This window comes from Sulfuricurvum sp., from assembly GCF_023229695.1.
Lineage (GTDB): Bacteria > Campylobacterota > Campylobacteria > Campylobacterales > Sulfurimonadaceae > Sulfuricurvum.
Genome location: NZ_JALNYS010000008.1, coordinates 124937 through 140889 on the forward strand (window position 1 = coordinate 124937; position 15953 = coordinate 140889).

Annotated in this window: 5 protein-coding genes; all 5 read left to right on the forward strand. The window is 44.7% G+C overall.

All coding sequences use genetic code 11. The features are described from left to right. Nucleotides 1-188: 188 nt before the first annotated feature. Nucleotides 189-1517 (forward strand): hypothetical protein, encoded by a 1329-nt coding sequence (locus M0P91_RS07430; RefSeq protein ID WP_295066131.1) that lies wholly within the window; start codon nucleotides 189-191, stop codon nucleotides 1515-1517. Nucleotides 1518-1619: 102 nt separating this feature from the next. Further along, nucleotides 1620-2153, forward strand: coding sequence for a transposase (locus M0P91_RS07435; RefSeq protein ID WP_295066132.1), 534 nt, complete (start codon nucleotides 1620-1622; stop codon nucleotides 2151-2153). Nucleotides 2154-2227: 74 nt separating this feature from the next. Beyond that, a complete protein-coding gene (locus M0P91_RS07440) occupies nucleotides 2228-4213 on the forward strand; it encodes a Calx-beta domain-containing protein (RefSeq protein ID WP_295066133.1) in 1986 nt (661 codons plus the stop codon). Then, the gene (locus tag M0P91_RS07445; protein WP_295066134.1) at nucleotides 4210-5196 is read left to right on the forward strand and encodes an ankyrin repeat domain-containing protein; all 987 of its coding nucleotides are present in this window, start codon (nucleotides 4210-4212) and stop codon (nucleotides 5194-5196) included. Before M0P91_RS07440 ends, M0P91_RS07445 begins: the two co-directional genes overlap by 4 nt. A 13-nt stretch (nucleotides 5197-5209) precedes the next feature. Next, nucleotides 5210-15953: calcium-binding protein (locus M0P91_RS07450; protein WP_295066135.1), on the forward strand; the 10744-nt coding region annotated here is incomplete at its 3' end.

The window sequence follows — 15953 nt, forward strand, 5'->3', positions numbered from 1 at the left end:
CAGAGGGTTCAGACCCGAAGAGTTTGAAAAATCCATTACCCCTAATATTGGAAAAAATGGAACGTTACAAGATTCCTCCAAGGTCAATATTAAGGGTTATTTAAACAAATATTAGTGGGCTATAGTTGACATGTGGCCTTGGCGATTCTTAAACTAAAAAGGAGAAGTAAAAAATGAAAAATACTCTAATGTCAACCGTCATGGTTATTGCGGGGACACTATCACAAGCTCATGGCGAAGAGACACTGATCGATTACTTTATGAAGAAAAGTAAAACTATGTATGTGATTGCGGAAACTCCAAAAGAGGTGATTTTAAAGGTTCCGGCTACTGGAGAGATACTATTTTTCGGAACCGCTAAAGATCAAGAGGCCATGGTGGATTATTGCAAAGACATTAACGGAAAAGCGGTACTTTCTTCGGTCGAAAATGAAGTATTTGAACCTATTTATAATGATCGTCACGTTAATGCAACCTGCATATCCGATAACGGGAAAGGTTTCGTAGCAAAATTTTATCAACCCGAATACTCATGGAGTATGATTTATGATCATGCATGGCTTGATATCAAATTCGATTCTCCTCAGCCAACGGGAAATTTCATGAAATACCTCATTAAAAGGAAAGGGTTAGACCAATTCAATAATCTTGAGGATTTTGGCGGCAAACGTGCAAATTTCACTAGATTGGAAGATGGGATTGGGTATTGCACCAACAAGGGGGGAAAATACTTGATGAGTACCGATGAGACTCTGGGGTATGCTTTGGATGTCAGCAGCTATTATATTGCAATGGCCAATAAACTCGGAAATTTTAAGAATGAGTATTCTTTTGGGCGACATTGGTGTGTGGATACAACCCATAAAGAGGATGAATTCAGCGTAACCGTTTCTCAGGACAACATAGGTCGATATTTTAAAGTGAAGCCCGGAGCTGATCGCAGCGAAATAAAACTCTTCGATGGCCCCCTTCCTCCTTATTTTGAAAAAGTATCGGATTCACAAAATAGAGAGAAAAATACGCTGCAACGTTCTATCAATAACGATGTATCAATGTCAAAACAGCCAGGACAAAACGATAACGACCTTGCCAAAAAAGTATTTTCTGCAAAAAACAACGTTCTCGCCCGACAAAACGGAGCGGTGATGGAAGGAATTTATCTGGGGCAAAACGATCAAGGGTGCCATCTTGCCGCCTTGACGAAATCAGTCGATCGCCCCTATGGCCACCAATATCTTTACGGAAATAAAAACATGCCTGAACGAATCATGGGATTTAAACAATGTCGTGATGAAACAATTGAATATATCGGAGAATCGTTCGAAACCAATTTTCCAGTATCCATCGAGAGTGAATATAATCGCGTGTTAAACTCATGTAAGATACGTGGAATGGCAATGGGAAGCTATTTAGGCTACAACATTGATTGTCAACGACAGGGGCCAACTAATGAACCATTGTATGAAATTATGATCGTTAAGAAAGACAAGCTCGTTACTAGAGTCATTGAAAAATAATTGCGTCATAGCAATTCGATGTTAAATGGTTCTTTCTTTTCCTCGTTCCCAAGCTCCAGCTTGGGAATGCATATGAAAGCTTACCTGTAAGGAGTGTGTAAAATGGGTCGAAGCCGTTACAAAGTCTATGAACCGACACATCCGCATTTTATAACATGTACCGTACTGCACTGGATACCGCTCTTTACCCGGACGGAGAGTGTAGGGATTCTTTTTGATAGCCTGCGATATTTGCACCAACATGACAACTTTAAACTCTTTGCCTACGTCATTTTGGAAAATCATCTGCACATGATCGCCGGTAGTGATAATATTTCCCAAAGTATGAAAAGGTTTAAAAGCTATACCGCCAAGGCACTGCTCGAACTCTTGCATGTAAACCGCGCCAAAACCATTCTCGATCAACTTGCCTTTTATAAAAAAGCCCATAAGAGTGAAACCCACTATCAAGTATGGCAGGAGGGATCAGGCTTCAAACTCATACAAAATGAAGCGATGATGATAGAGCGGATCGAATATATTCACAATAATCCCGTTAAACGAGGATATGTGGATGAAGCGTCACACTGGCGTTACAGCAGTGCACGGAACTATGAAGGCAAGGAGGGACTTATCGATGTTGAACGAATGTGGTAACCGAAAAAAAGTTTTAGATATTAGTATGCATTCCCAACGTGGACGTTGGGAACGAGGGGAACGATAGACTCGAATTGAGAATCCTGACAACCGGTGCAATCGAATCGGATGGGAATATCAGCGGCAGTGTTACGCTAACGCATCCTTATGACAGTGATCTTACTATCATACTGCATACTGAGGATGGAAGCGCAACATCGGCAGAGGATTATTATGCCGATTCGGCTATCACGGTACGCATTGCGAAAGGGGAACGGCAGGGAAACTTCACGGTTAAACTCAAAAATGATGAGAAGAGTGAACCGACGGAAGCCTTTACCGTAAAAATAGACAGCGTTAGTACATCGGGTGAACCGGTTGCCTATACTCTTCTTCAGGATATACAACCGTTTGTGATCAAAGATGATGATAATACAATAAAAATACGATTTAGCGATGCCCCTCAGACGGAAGAAAAAGGGGAGAAACTGATTTTTGGCGTGACCCTTGAATCAACAATACCGCTGGATGAAGCGTTAAGTATTCAAACAAATCTGGGGGCAGTAACGTTTGAAGCAGGGGAAACCTTCAAAACCATCGACCACACTTGGCAAGACGACCTCAAAGATGAACCGGATGAAATCATAGAACTCTACCCTGCCGGAAGCTACTCACCTGAACATTTGAAGGTATCTTTTGAAAACACCGCCACCGGAACCATCCTCGATGATGATGAGCCGATCGAAGTGACCTTTTCCGATGCACAGGCGGGTGAGGGGGACGGTGAGATCGTTTTTACCGTTACGCTCTCTAAAGCACTGAGCAAAGATGATCTCACCATCGACTACGAAACCTTCGACGAAAGCGCTACATCCGGAGAAGATTACAGCGGTCAACGAGGGTCGATTACTATCCCCAAGGGGCAAACCACTGCTCAAATCACCCTTCAACTCCTCGAAGATACTATGCCGGAATATTTGGAATCGTTTATCCTGAGTCCATCGGGACGTGATTACAGTGCAATCGCTGAAACCATCCTCTTTAAAAATCAGGGGATGGGAACCATCACCGATAACGATGAACTAGGGATATCGGTATTCGGCTCTATCGTCAAAGAATCCGATGGGATAGCTAAGGGGGCGATCACTCTGACACAAACCTTCGATCATGATATCATCGTCCGACTCTATACCCAAGACGGCAGCGCAACGGAGGGGGAAAAGTTCGATTACCTCTCCCCCGGACATGATGATCCGGAAGGTCTCTTTGAGGTGATAGTCGCGGCCAACACCGATTATGCATCCTTTGATATCAAAATCAATCCAGACGGGTTCATCGAACAAAGCGAAGATTTTAACGTCCTTGTCAAAGAGGTCGTCACCTACGATACCAAAACACCAATCGACTTTTTAATGATCGATACGCAATCTACCTTTATCGAAGGGGACGATAAAATAAAGATCATCGTCGACGATGCACATGCCGTAGAGAACGAGGAGCTTATTACCTTTACCGTTCGACTCGAAAACGAGTTGCAAGACGATATCACGATCAACCTTGCCATGCTCGACGGAAGTGCAAAATTAGGATTGGATTATTACCGTAATCCTGAACTTTCCGTATTCATTCCCAAACATACCAAATCTCTCACCTATTCCGTCCCGCTGAAAAACGATGAATCGGCAGAGCCGACTCTCCGAGAGCACTTTACCCTCGTACCCGTATCGTATCGGGACAAAGCGGATAAAGATATCCTCCTAACCAATTCCGTATCGGGAAAAGGGACCATTACCGATGATGACGGGACACTCACAATCACTATCTCCGATAACTGGGCATGGGAACGCGAAAAAGAAATGAGCTTTAAGGTTTCGATAGACTCCGATTATCCGTTGGAGAAACCGTTGAGTGTTTGGCTTAATGTAGGTAATTCTCCTCAAATGGTTGTTTTTAACAATAATATCACACAGTTGTCAAATAATAATATATTTAAACTAAATACGTTTACTTTTACTTCAAAAAGTGATACTATCAATAATTGTTTTTATCTATTGAATTTAAATCAAAGGAAATCAGCATGAAAAAGTGGCTCATAGGAATAGTTTTTCTCTTAGGTGTCGTTATCGCGGCAAAACAGTTAAGTCAACACGACTACTCATCCGCTAAGCAATTAGCCGATACGGGAAATTATCAGGCATTTTATTCTGGAATCAAAGAAGATGTTGCTAAAGGGGATGAAGAAGCAACTAATCTTTTGATGGATTATTTTCTTAAAGCGGTTCAAGATGGAGATATTGCTGAGGCTAAATATTATTTAGATCAGGATCGAAGTCTTATTAATAAGACTGATAAAGATGGCGTAAGAGCAATGGATGCGGCATTGGTTGGAAATGTGATTCAAGTTGAAATGATGAAATTTCTTTTAGCATATCAGCCTGAATTGAACTATAAAATTCCATATTTCAAGAATATGAGTTTGCTCCAAATGATCGCTACAAATAATAACCTGTCCAGTGGGGATGTATTAGCTAAGTATTTAATTGACCATGGAGCAAATGTTAATTTTTATAACGTAGAAGGGGATTCAAGCAATTCCCCACTTTTATTGAGTTATTCGTCAGATAATTTTGAAGTTTTTAAAGTACTGATCCAGTATGGTGCCAATATAAAGGATGATAAATTCGCTGATGACAAGCATCATCTATTAGGTTTAATTGCTGGGAGTTATGTATTAGAACTGAAGAAAAATATTCAAAATTTAAAAGCAATATATTCTACTCCTTTGTCACCCGAAGTTGTATCTATTGTACAAAGTCAAGCTTATAGAGCAATAGATTCAAGAAATATGACATATTTGACGCTTATATTTCAGACAAAAAAAATCAGCGATATGGATCCACGTGGGTTATCAAAGCTTGCTCAATACTATGCGGCAACGAATGAAATAGATGGAATGAAACTTTTAATAGATCATGGATTATGTCAATATAAAGAAATTTGTGTTGATGCAATTCAAAAAGCAACATTCAATAATAACCGTGCAATTTTATCCATAATCAAATAAATAGGAGTTTTAGATGTCTATTAAAATAAATCCTCAGTGGTCTCAAGAAGAAAAAGATGCAGCTGAAAGAATCAACAAATATAATGATACTTATGAAGTTTTGTCAGTAGAAAATGAACATGCCCTTATTGATGCATTGGTAGATTGGTTTAGTTTTTTGCCCCAATTATGGGGACCAAATGGTGATGCAGCAAAAGAAGCACTTCACTCTACTCTAAATAATGTACTTAATCACAAAAATGCACTCGAAGAAGCCATGAAACAATTAGAGCCTGAAAATGGCGGTGGAACTGGTGGGCATCCCGTCCCCTATGACCCAGAGACTCCCCAACCTCACGATCCCCTCGTCCTCGACCTAAACCAAGATGGAAAAATCTCTACCATCGCACTCTCAGATTCCCAAGTCTACTTCGACATCACGGGTGATGGTGTTAAAGAGAGAGTAGGGTGGATAGCACCCGAAGACGCCCTTCTCGTCTATGATAAAAATATGAACGGCAAGATAGACGGAGTGAGTGAAGTCTTCGGTAAAGACGGTCTGAGCGGTTTCGCAGAACTACGCGCCGTTGCCGATACCAACTATGATAACATCATCGATCGCCGTGACGCACTCTTCAGCCAGCTCAAAGTGTGGCAAGACCTGAACCAAGACGGGATCAGCCAAGCGAATGAACTAAAAACTCTCTCCCAATCAGGGGTAAAAAACATCGAACTCAACGTCATCGGCACCAACATCAATCTTAATGGAAATATTCTTTCCGAAGCGGGACGCTACGGTGACAGTGCAGGAGATCGTGAACTCGCTGCCGATATACAGCTCCTCACTATCGAACGTGCAGTCATTTCCAATACCCCAGATACCTATGAGATCGATCCGATCACCGAAACACTTCCTGGGATGAGAGGATACAGCTATGTAGACAATAGCTTCAAATCCTATAACCTCGATCCGAAGCTAAAAGAGTTAGCGCTCACTTTTATGAACGACAAAGAGACTGCCAGTGCTAACTTCGGAGAATTTATCCTCCGATGGTCTGGGTTTTACGATATGGCAAAAAGCAAAGGGATTAGCGAAGAGCAGTTCTCCCCTTATCTCTCAGATCACTCCCCGATCAAACTGTGGATACTGGAACGGTTCGTAGGATCGAAAAAAGAGGCATGGAGAACCGAAGCCCATATCCGTGAAAACACCAACGGAGGCTACCATACCCAAAGCTTCGGAAACGAAGCATACATCACCGAACATTTCAATCTCCTCATGGAACGCTACGAAGCAATGTTCGCCATCCAAGCCTATTACACCGATGTGTTCAGCGATACTCACTACGATATAAATATAGATGAATTCGTGATCAATGATAACACTGCATTTGCCACTAAATTCACAGAGTATCTCAATAACACCACAATCCCTCAAACCGATAAACTCTACCTAGCCTCGATGATGAACAATCTGGAGGGAACATTCATGCATTTCGATGCGGCGGCAATAATTGACTCGATCAGCGATACAACCCTTAAAAGTACCGTATCCGATATCATGGAGGAGAAGATACACTTTCAGTTTGCCAAAGAGAGCGGGATTTACAGCTATGCCAATACTCTCGTATACGGTGATGATTCAGCGGAGATGCTCACGATCAATTCTAGCGGTGCGGTGACGATGATCGCTGGCGGTGGAGACGATCTCATACGGGACAATGCGGGGGAAAATACTACCTATATCTACCGTAAAGGTGACGGAAGCGACACGATCTACGATACGGGTGGAGTCGATACTCTAAAATTGGAAGACATTACGCTAGATGATGTGAATATCGAGGTGAAATATACCGATCTCATTATCACTTTCAAATCCAATCTCACTGATCAAATCCGAATCGTGGATTGGAAAAAACTCTCCAACCGAATCGAGACGATCCGATTCATAGGAGAGAACCAAGTCGATCTTAACGAACTGTTGTTTCCAAAAACCGAAGGAGACGATTACATCGAACGGACCAACGGCAACGATACCATCGATGCACTGGGAGGAAACGATACTGTTTACGCATTTGCCGGAAACGATACCATCATCGCAGGGGAAGGAAATGATACCGTCTATGCCGGAGATGGAAATGATATGATCAAAGGAGACGGTGGAGCCGACAAGCTCTACGGGGAAGCGGGCAATGACACTCTCATTGGCGGAAGCGGAGACGATCTGCTCGATGGCGGTGCGGGTAACGATACGTATATTTATAACCTCGGAGACGGACATGATATGATTATCGATGCGTCGGGGAGTGACACCCTCCGATTCGGTGAGGGGATCAGTGCAGATATGCTCACAGTGCACACACTAGCCAATGGCGATAGAATCATCGGTATCCAGGAGGAACAAAAAACATTTGAAAACTTAAGTGATACGATCAAGATACGAGGATGGAACAATGCGACCAACCATATCGAGACGGTTCTTTTGAACGATGGTACAGCCGTCAATCTCGATGCTCTTCAGACCGCTACCGAGGGTGATGATACGCTGACTTTCGGAGATGGAGGCATAATATTGGATGCTCTAGCCGGAAACGACGTCATTACTGCCGAAAATGGAACCAATCAAATCATCGCAGGTGAGGGCAATGATACTATCACTACGGGAGGCGGAGCAGATACGATTATAGGTGGAACGGGTAATGACACGATAAATTCTGGAGTCGGTAATGACACGTTAAACGGTAATGAAGGGGATGATACCCTCATAGCAGGTGAGGGCAATGATACTCTATCTGGTGGAACCGGAGTCGATACCTTGCAAGGAGGGATGGGTGATGATCTCTATCTCTACAATCGAGGAGACGGCAAAGATACCATTATCGATGAATACCGTTACGGCTATAACGGCTCCTCTCAATCTAATGCCGGAAATGATACAGTGACATTCGGCACAACTATCGCTATTGAAGATCTGATCGCCCGTGTTGTCGGTGATGATCTGATTATCGGTATTAAAGAGGGAACTAAATCGTTTGATAAGCTAAGTGATCTCCTCACAATCAAAAACTGGGTCAACACCAACAACCGTATTGAAACAATCACCCTTAATGACAAAAGTATCGTCGATTTAGCAACTATTCAATTCGCGACTGAAGGATCGGATAATCTCATTTATGGTGACAATGCAACGACACTCGATACATTTGGCGGTGATGATACGGTCGTTACAGGTTCAGCCGCCGATACGCTCCACGCAGGTGTGGGCAATGATACGCTACGCAGTGGCGGAGGCGATGACACGCTATATGGTGATGGCGGAAATGATACCCTCATTGCAGGAAGTGGAAATGATACACTTAATGGTGGTGAAGGTAATGATACGATCACCGGTGAAAACGGAAATGATACATTAGCAGGTAATACAGGTGAGGATACTCTGCTCGGTGGGCTAGGGGATGATCTCTATCTCTTTAACCTCGGAGACGGACGTGATACGATCATCGACGAGTATACCTACGGTTCAGGAGGAAACGACACTCTGAGATTCGGTGAGGGAATCACCAAAGCCGATCTCGTTGCTCGTTCGGTGTCTGGAAGTAATGATCTGCAAATCGCCATCCGTGAAAGCGGCAAAGGGTTCGATGCCCTCAGTGATATCGTGACCCTCAAGAACTGGTTTGATGCTAACAAGCGTGTTGAGAACCTCACCCTCTTTGACGGTACGGTTGTTTCTCTTAACGAAATGCAAGGGGGAACCGATGGGGACGATTATCTCGTCTTCGGTGACGGGGATACGGTGATTGATGCCATGGGCGGTAACGATACGGTGATCAGCGCCAATGGTAATGATACGTTGTCTGGCGGAGCAGGAAATGATATTCTTATCTCCAATAACGGCAATGACACTCTAGAAGGCGGTGAAGGCAACGACACCCTCAAAGCGGGAGCCGGAAACGATACCCTAATCGGCGGGACAGGAGCGGATGTTCTGGAAGGGGGCGCAGGAAATGATACCTACCGCTTTGGTCGCGGTGACGGCAAAGATCGAATTATCGATTCTACCGGAAACGATACGATCAAATTTGCAGACGGGATCACAAAAGATAATCTTATCGCACGCTTCGTTAGCGGAAGCGATGATTTGCAAATCGGTATCAGTGAAGATGGGAAAACCTTTGATCAGCTCAGTGATGTTATCACACTCACCGGATGGCGTAATGGTGGACAGCGTGTTGAAAACTTCTTGCTCAATAATGGCACCATAATAACGCTAACCGATATCGAACGCTCTACTACGGGAGATGATTATCTCGTATTCGGGGATGAAGGGGTAAGCGTTGATGCACTCGCAGGAAACGATACTCTTATCTCCGGTGAGGGTGCTGATGCACTGAACGGCGGAACAGGTAATGACACTATACTAAGCGGCAAAGGGAACGATGCCCTAAGCGGGGGTGCCGGCAGCGATATTCTTAAAGGGGGGAATGGTAATGATACGTACCTCTATAATCGAGGGGATGGAAGCGACACGATCTTCGATGAATTAGGAACCGATACCCTCACGTTCGGAGAGGGGATCACTAAAGATGATCTGATCTTTAAACAAAAAGGGTACGATCTCATCGTGATGCTCAAAGAGACGGGTAAAACTGCGGGGCAGCTTACCGATGTTATTACACTGACCAACTGGTTCTCCGACAATCCGGTCGAGACGTTTAGCTTTGCGGATGGAAGCACATGGAGCAACTCCGAGATCGCAGCCAAACTGGTCAATATCAACATGCAAGATACTCTGTTTAGTAAAATCGGCTCCGTGATGCGCGGCGGTGCGAGTGACGATATCTACGTCTATAATCAAGGTGATTTTACCGTGGTCGTGGATGATCAATATTTCAAAAACAACATTGCAATTGATGCGGGGCACGATAAGCTAGTATTCGCGTCAGGGATCAATCGAAGCAATGTCATTATCGGTGTAAACGGTGATAATCTAGTCCTTAAAATCCAAAGCATTAGTACCAATGAGCAGCTTCAAGACATCGTTGTTATCAAAGATTGGAAAAATCCACTCAGAGGGATCGAAGAGATCATTTTTAGTGATGGAGAAACACTGATTATTGACAAGACAGCGACCTATCCGGAAATCACACTCAGTACCGCATGGACTAATAATCGCTATTACATCTACGGAAATGATAATGATACGGTAACAGGCACCAATTATGATGAAGTGTTTGAAACCAACGGGGGTAATGATACAATCAATGCCGGTAGCGGAAACGACCGAATTTACGCAGGCGAGGGCAATGACACGATTGAAGGTAATGCCGGAAACGACACGATCGTGATGGGAACAGGTGATGATTACGTCACTGATGCTTCTGGCGATGATGTTTATCTCTTTAGTCGTGGTGATGGCAAAGATATCGTAAGTGATTTTGCGGGTAATGATCTCGTTTACTTTGGTGAGGGGATCAAAGCGGATGATTTAATGCTTCGTCAATACGGTAACGATCTTGTAGTCGGTCTAAAAGACGGACTGAAAAGTTTCTATAACCTTTCAGATAAATTGACGCTGAAAAACTGGTTCACTGCTGCAAACCGAATCGAGACGTTCAAATTTACCGATAACTCCACGATCGATATGGATAGTATTGTCAGTCGTATCGGAACCGATAACAATGACACGATCAGCGGTATCGACAGTCGTAACGACACGCTTAACGGTGGAAAAGGCAATGATACGCTCAACGGACTCGATGGTGATGATACATTAAACGGCGGAGCGGGTAGCGATACCCTAAACGGTGGAAATGGAAATGATATCTACTTGTTTGGACGTGGCGATGGCAATGACATCGTCACGGATACGGCAGGAGTCGATCGTATACGATTGGGCGAAGGAATCGGGAAAAACGATATTCGTATCGAGAGAGTTGCAAACGATCTCGTGATTTCGATTCTGGAAATGGGTGGAACGGGTATCGTTACCGATAGCATGATCCTCAAAGATTGGAGTGATGTCAATAAACGGGTCGAGATTATTGAGCTTTATGACGGTATGAAAATTCAGCCGGAAGATATTTTACCGTTTACTGATGGGATTGAAAGCTATAGTTTCGGCGCGGAGGACAACGTCATTCATGCATTAGGTGGAAATGACACGATTATAGCCGGAGCAGGTAATGACACGGTTTACGGAGATGCTGGTAATGATACTCTTTACGGTCAATTGGGTGATGATATTCTCGATGGCGGAGCGGGTAACGACAGTTTGCAGGGGCGTAGCGGAAACGATACCTACCTCTTTGGACGAGGAGACGGTAAAGATACCGTTCGTGAGAATGATTTCGAGAACACTTCGTATGGCAATGATACTTTAAAATTCAAAGAAGGGATTACAGCGAATGATATCCTAATTAAGCAAGTTGGACATCATCTCGTCATCGGGCTCAAAGAAGAGGGGAAAACCTTTGCGCAGCTAAGTGATGTGATTACCCTTGAGAATTGGTCAGGAAATGACCTTAATTATCACGAAAAAGGATACAACTATAATGCTGTTTATGGAATTGAGAACTTTACTTTCAGTGACGGAACAATATGGGCGACTGCTGACATCGTAGCCCACATTAGTACCGATGAGAATGATGTAATCTTAGGGCTCGATGGAAATGATACCCTCCATGGAGGTAAAGGAGATGATACCCTTTACGGTCGTCTAGGCGATGACACCTATCTCTTTAATCGTGGAGACGGTAAAGATACTGTTTATGACAGCATGGGGAACTACTATAATAGTTATGCGGCTGGCAATGATACCTTGAAGCTCGGCTCAAATATCGATAAAAACAGCGTCGTATTCCTCATGAGCGGCGGAAATCTAATCGTCGATACCGGTAACGGTGATACCATCACTATCCAATCACAAACATCTGTAAATAACCGAATCGAAACCATCGTTTCTGATAATGCAGCTTATATGACCTATATCGATATCGAACGGGTCATTCAGGATGCGCAAATCTATGCGGATGAAAACGGCATTACGTTAACAGCCGATAATATCCGTACTAATACGCAGTTGATGAGCATCATGTCCAGCCTCTGGCGTGATACCCTTCCAGAGATGGGTTACGGTGCACCGATCGTACTGGATCTGAATGGCAACGGAAAAACCTCCGTCTCCCTCACCGATTCCCATACGTATTTCGACTACGCAACGGACGGTCTCAAAGAACACACGGCATGGATTGAAAAAGGAGATGCACTTCTAGCCCGTGACATTAACAACGACGGACTCATCAATGACGGAAGTGAACTCTTCGGAGACAAGACCAAACTCGCTGACGGTTCATTGGCAGCTGATGGTTATGCCGCATTAGCACAGCACGATACCAACGGTGATAGTGTGATCGATAAAAACGATACCGATTTCCGCAGTTTAAAAATCTGGAAAGATGCTAATACCAACGGTAAAACCGATGCAAATGAATTGATTGATCTCACAGTGGCAGGAATCACGTCGCTCTCACTTAACCGTACTGATGGCAGTGTCTATGCGCAAACCACCGAGAACGGTAACATCGTCACCAACGAGACCAATTACACCAGTATCGGTGCTACGGGTACGATGCGCGATGTATGGTTTAAAATTGATGCAACCGATACGATTACCGATAACGATACTGTTCATGGAACAACAGATTCCGAAACTCTCAGTGGGGATGTTGGAAATGATACCTATGTGATCGCCTATGGAGGCGGTGCAGATATTATCGATGATAACGGTAACGGTGCCGATACGATCAAATTCCTAAGTGGCATCACGGCTGATCGCCTGATCGTCCAATGGGTACGCGGTACCGATGATCTACGTATCGGTATACGTGAAAACGCTGAAGATGATACCCCAATTACTGAACTTGCCAATACTATTACGATCAAAAACTGGTTTAATGAAACAGGGTCTATCGAGCAGTTTGGTTTTAGTGACGGAACAACGCTTAACCGCCAAAAAATATACGATCTGTTGTTGAATGCCGAAGGGGATTTAACATTACGTGTCCTTGACAAAGACAGCAGCCTTAGCGGTAATGCCGGTAATGATGTGCTATATGGTGTAGCAGGCAACGAACTATTGATCTCAAAAGAGGGGGATGATTATCTACGTGGTTTAGCGGGCGATGATTATCTTAATGCAGGAGCAGAGGATGATACACTCGAAGGTGGCATCGGAGCCGATACCTTAGAAGGAGGAATCGGTGATGATTATTACCTCTTTGATAAAGGGGACGAAAAAGACCTTATCATCGATGCTAATGGCAATGACACTTTGTATTTCGGTGCAGGTATTAAAAGCCGTGATGTGCTTATCAACGAAGTGGGTGAGGATTTAGTCCTAACCTTCGGGTATGATGAAGGAAAAGGTATCGATGATATCGACCAGATCACAATCAAAAACTGGAATGTAACTGATTTTAAAATCGAATCATTGAGTTTTAGCGATGGTAAATCTTACACTGTAGCTGCATTGATCGAAAAAAATACTAACCATGCACCGGAGATGTTCTTCGAAGAGGGCGAACATAATCTCGGTAAAGAGCGCAGTGCGAAGGGGATATTGCTTGCTAATGATATTGATGAAGATAGTTTAACCTATAGCGTTGTTGATGTACCGAGCATGGGGACAATCAATATTAATCAATATGGCATTTGGAGTTACGAAAGTACGTCACGCGAAGCGGGAACCGATACGATTACGATTGCGATTCAAGACAGTCGCGGCGGAGAGGTGAGAACAACTTTGAGTTTTACAATGGAAGCGCTCAACCTTACCCCCCAAGCCCCAACCGAAGTCACCAACACCCTCCACGACATCCGAACCCTCAGCGGCAATGTCGGTGCGACGGATGGTGAGGGTGACGTATTGACCTACACCGTCAGTACCGCCTCAGCACACGGAACCCTCAGCATCAATGAGACTGGGGTTTGGAGTTACGCGGCAGCCGATGGCTATATGGGTAGTGACAGTGCCGTGATCACCATTGATGACGGCAACGGCGGCACAGCTATCCAAACCCTGAATTTCGACGTCCGAGTATCGGCTCCGACATTGCTAGAGTGTACGTCCGATCTTCTTGAAGATACAGAAACATCCGGAGCTCTCAATGTTGTAAACCCAATTGGCGGAGCATTAACCTACGAAGTTCTAACTGCAACCACTAACGGAGACTTCACCCTCGATGTTGACGGAAACTGGAACTATAACCCCAGTCAAGACGACAACGGAACTGACTCTGTACTCGTTAAAGTAACCAACGAATACGGCCTCAGTACAACCGCAACGCTCAACCTCTCCATCGAAGCGGTGAACGATACCCCGATTCTCTCAACTCCAATAGCCGATCAGCGGATTGAGTCCGGTAAATTATTCAGTTTTACGGTTCCGGGTACACCCTTTGTTGATGCGGATGGTGATGTATTGAGTTATACGGCGTCATTGAGCGATGGAACGGCTCTTCCCTCTTGGCTGACGTTTGACAAGGATACCCGAACCTTTCAGGGGACGGCACCGAGTACCGATGCCGGTAAAATCCATACCGTTGCCCTGACTGCGACCGATGCGGCAGGGGAGAGCGTAACGGACACTATGGATCTTAAAGTGATTCTTCCGATTGTCCGGGGGAGTGCATCCCTAGATTATCTCTACGGAACCGACGGCGGGGAGGATACGCTGTACGGACTGGGCGGAAACGATTATATGTTCGCCTTTGCCGGAGACGATACCATGGACGGAGGGACAGAGGCTGACTTTTTATACGCCGGGGACGGTATCGATACACTCATCGGAGGAGAGGGAAATGACTATATGTTCGGTGAGAACGGAGACGACACCCTCTACGGCGGTGAGGGAAATGACTATATGCTCGGTGAGAACGGAAACGACACTCTCGACGGCAATAGCGGAAATGACCGAATAAGCGGCGGAGCCGGTAATGACCTCTATCTGTTCGATATCGGATCGGGTCAGGATGTGATTAATGACATTGCCGGTACCGGAGCAAATGTTAATATTGTTCGAATGGGGAGCGGTATATTAACATCGGACATCATTCTAGAGCGTGTTACCCAGTCCGGCGTCACCTTGCGGATTGCAGGGACGAGTGATCAGGTGACCTTGGAAAACTGGTTCTTAAATCCTATGTATCGAGGCACCAATATCGAGTTTGCCGATGGAACGGTATGGGATGATACGGTATTGTCCAGCGCACAATGGGGTGTCATTCCGGTGCAGACGGGTACTGCATCCCGGGATTATCTCTACGGAACCGACGGCGGGGAGGATACGCTGTACGGACTAGGCGGAAACGATTATATGTTCGCCTTTGCCGGAGACGATACCATGGACGGAGGGGCAGAGGCTGACTTTTTATACGCCGGGGACGGAATCGATACACTCATCGGAGGAGAGGGAAATGACTATATGTTCGGTGAGAACGGAAACGACACCCTCTACGGCGGTGAGGGAAATGACTATATGTTTGGTGAGAACGGTAACGACACACTCATCGGCAATAGCGGAAATGACCAAATGAGCGGCGGAGCCGGTAATGACCTCTATCTGTTCGATATCGGATCGGGTCAGGATATCATTAATGAGTCAACAGGGAGCGATACCGTTAAATTTGGAACCGGCATTGCCAAGAGCGATATCGCTTTTTTTATGGAGGGATCCTCACTTCTTGTGGATATCGGAGGGGAAGAGTACTTTACCGTGA

Coding starts and splice junctions, on each gene's coding strand:
- M0P91_RS07445 (WP_295066134.1), top strand. CDS start 4,210: ATGAAAAAGTGGCTCATAGGAATAGTTTTTCTCTTAGGTGTCGTTATC.
- M0P91_RS07430 (WP_295066131.1), top strand. CDS start 189: ATGTCAACCGTCATGGTTATTGCGGGGACACTATCACAAGCTCATGGC.
- M0P91_RS07435 (WP_295066132.1), top strand. CDS start 1,620: ATGGGTCGAAGCCGTTACAAAGTCTATGAACCGACACATCCGCATTTT.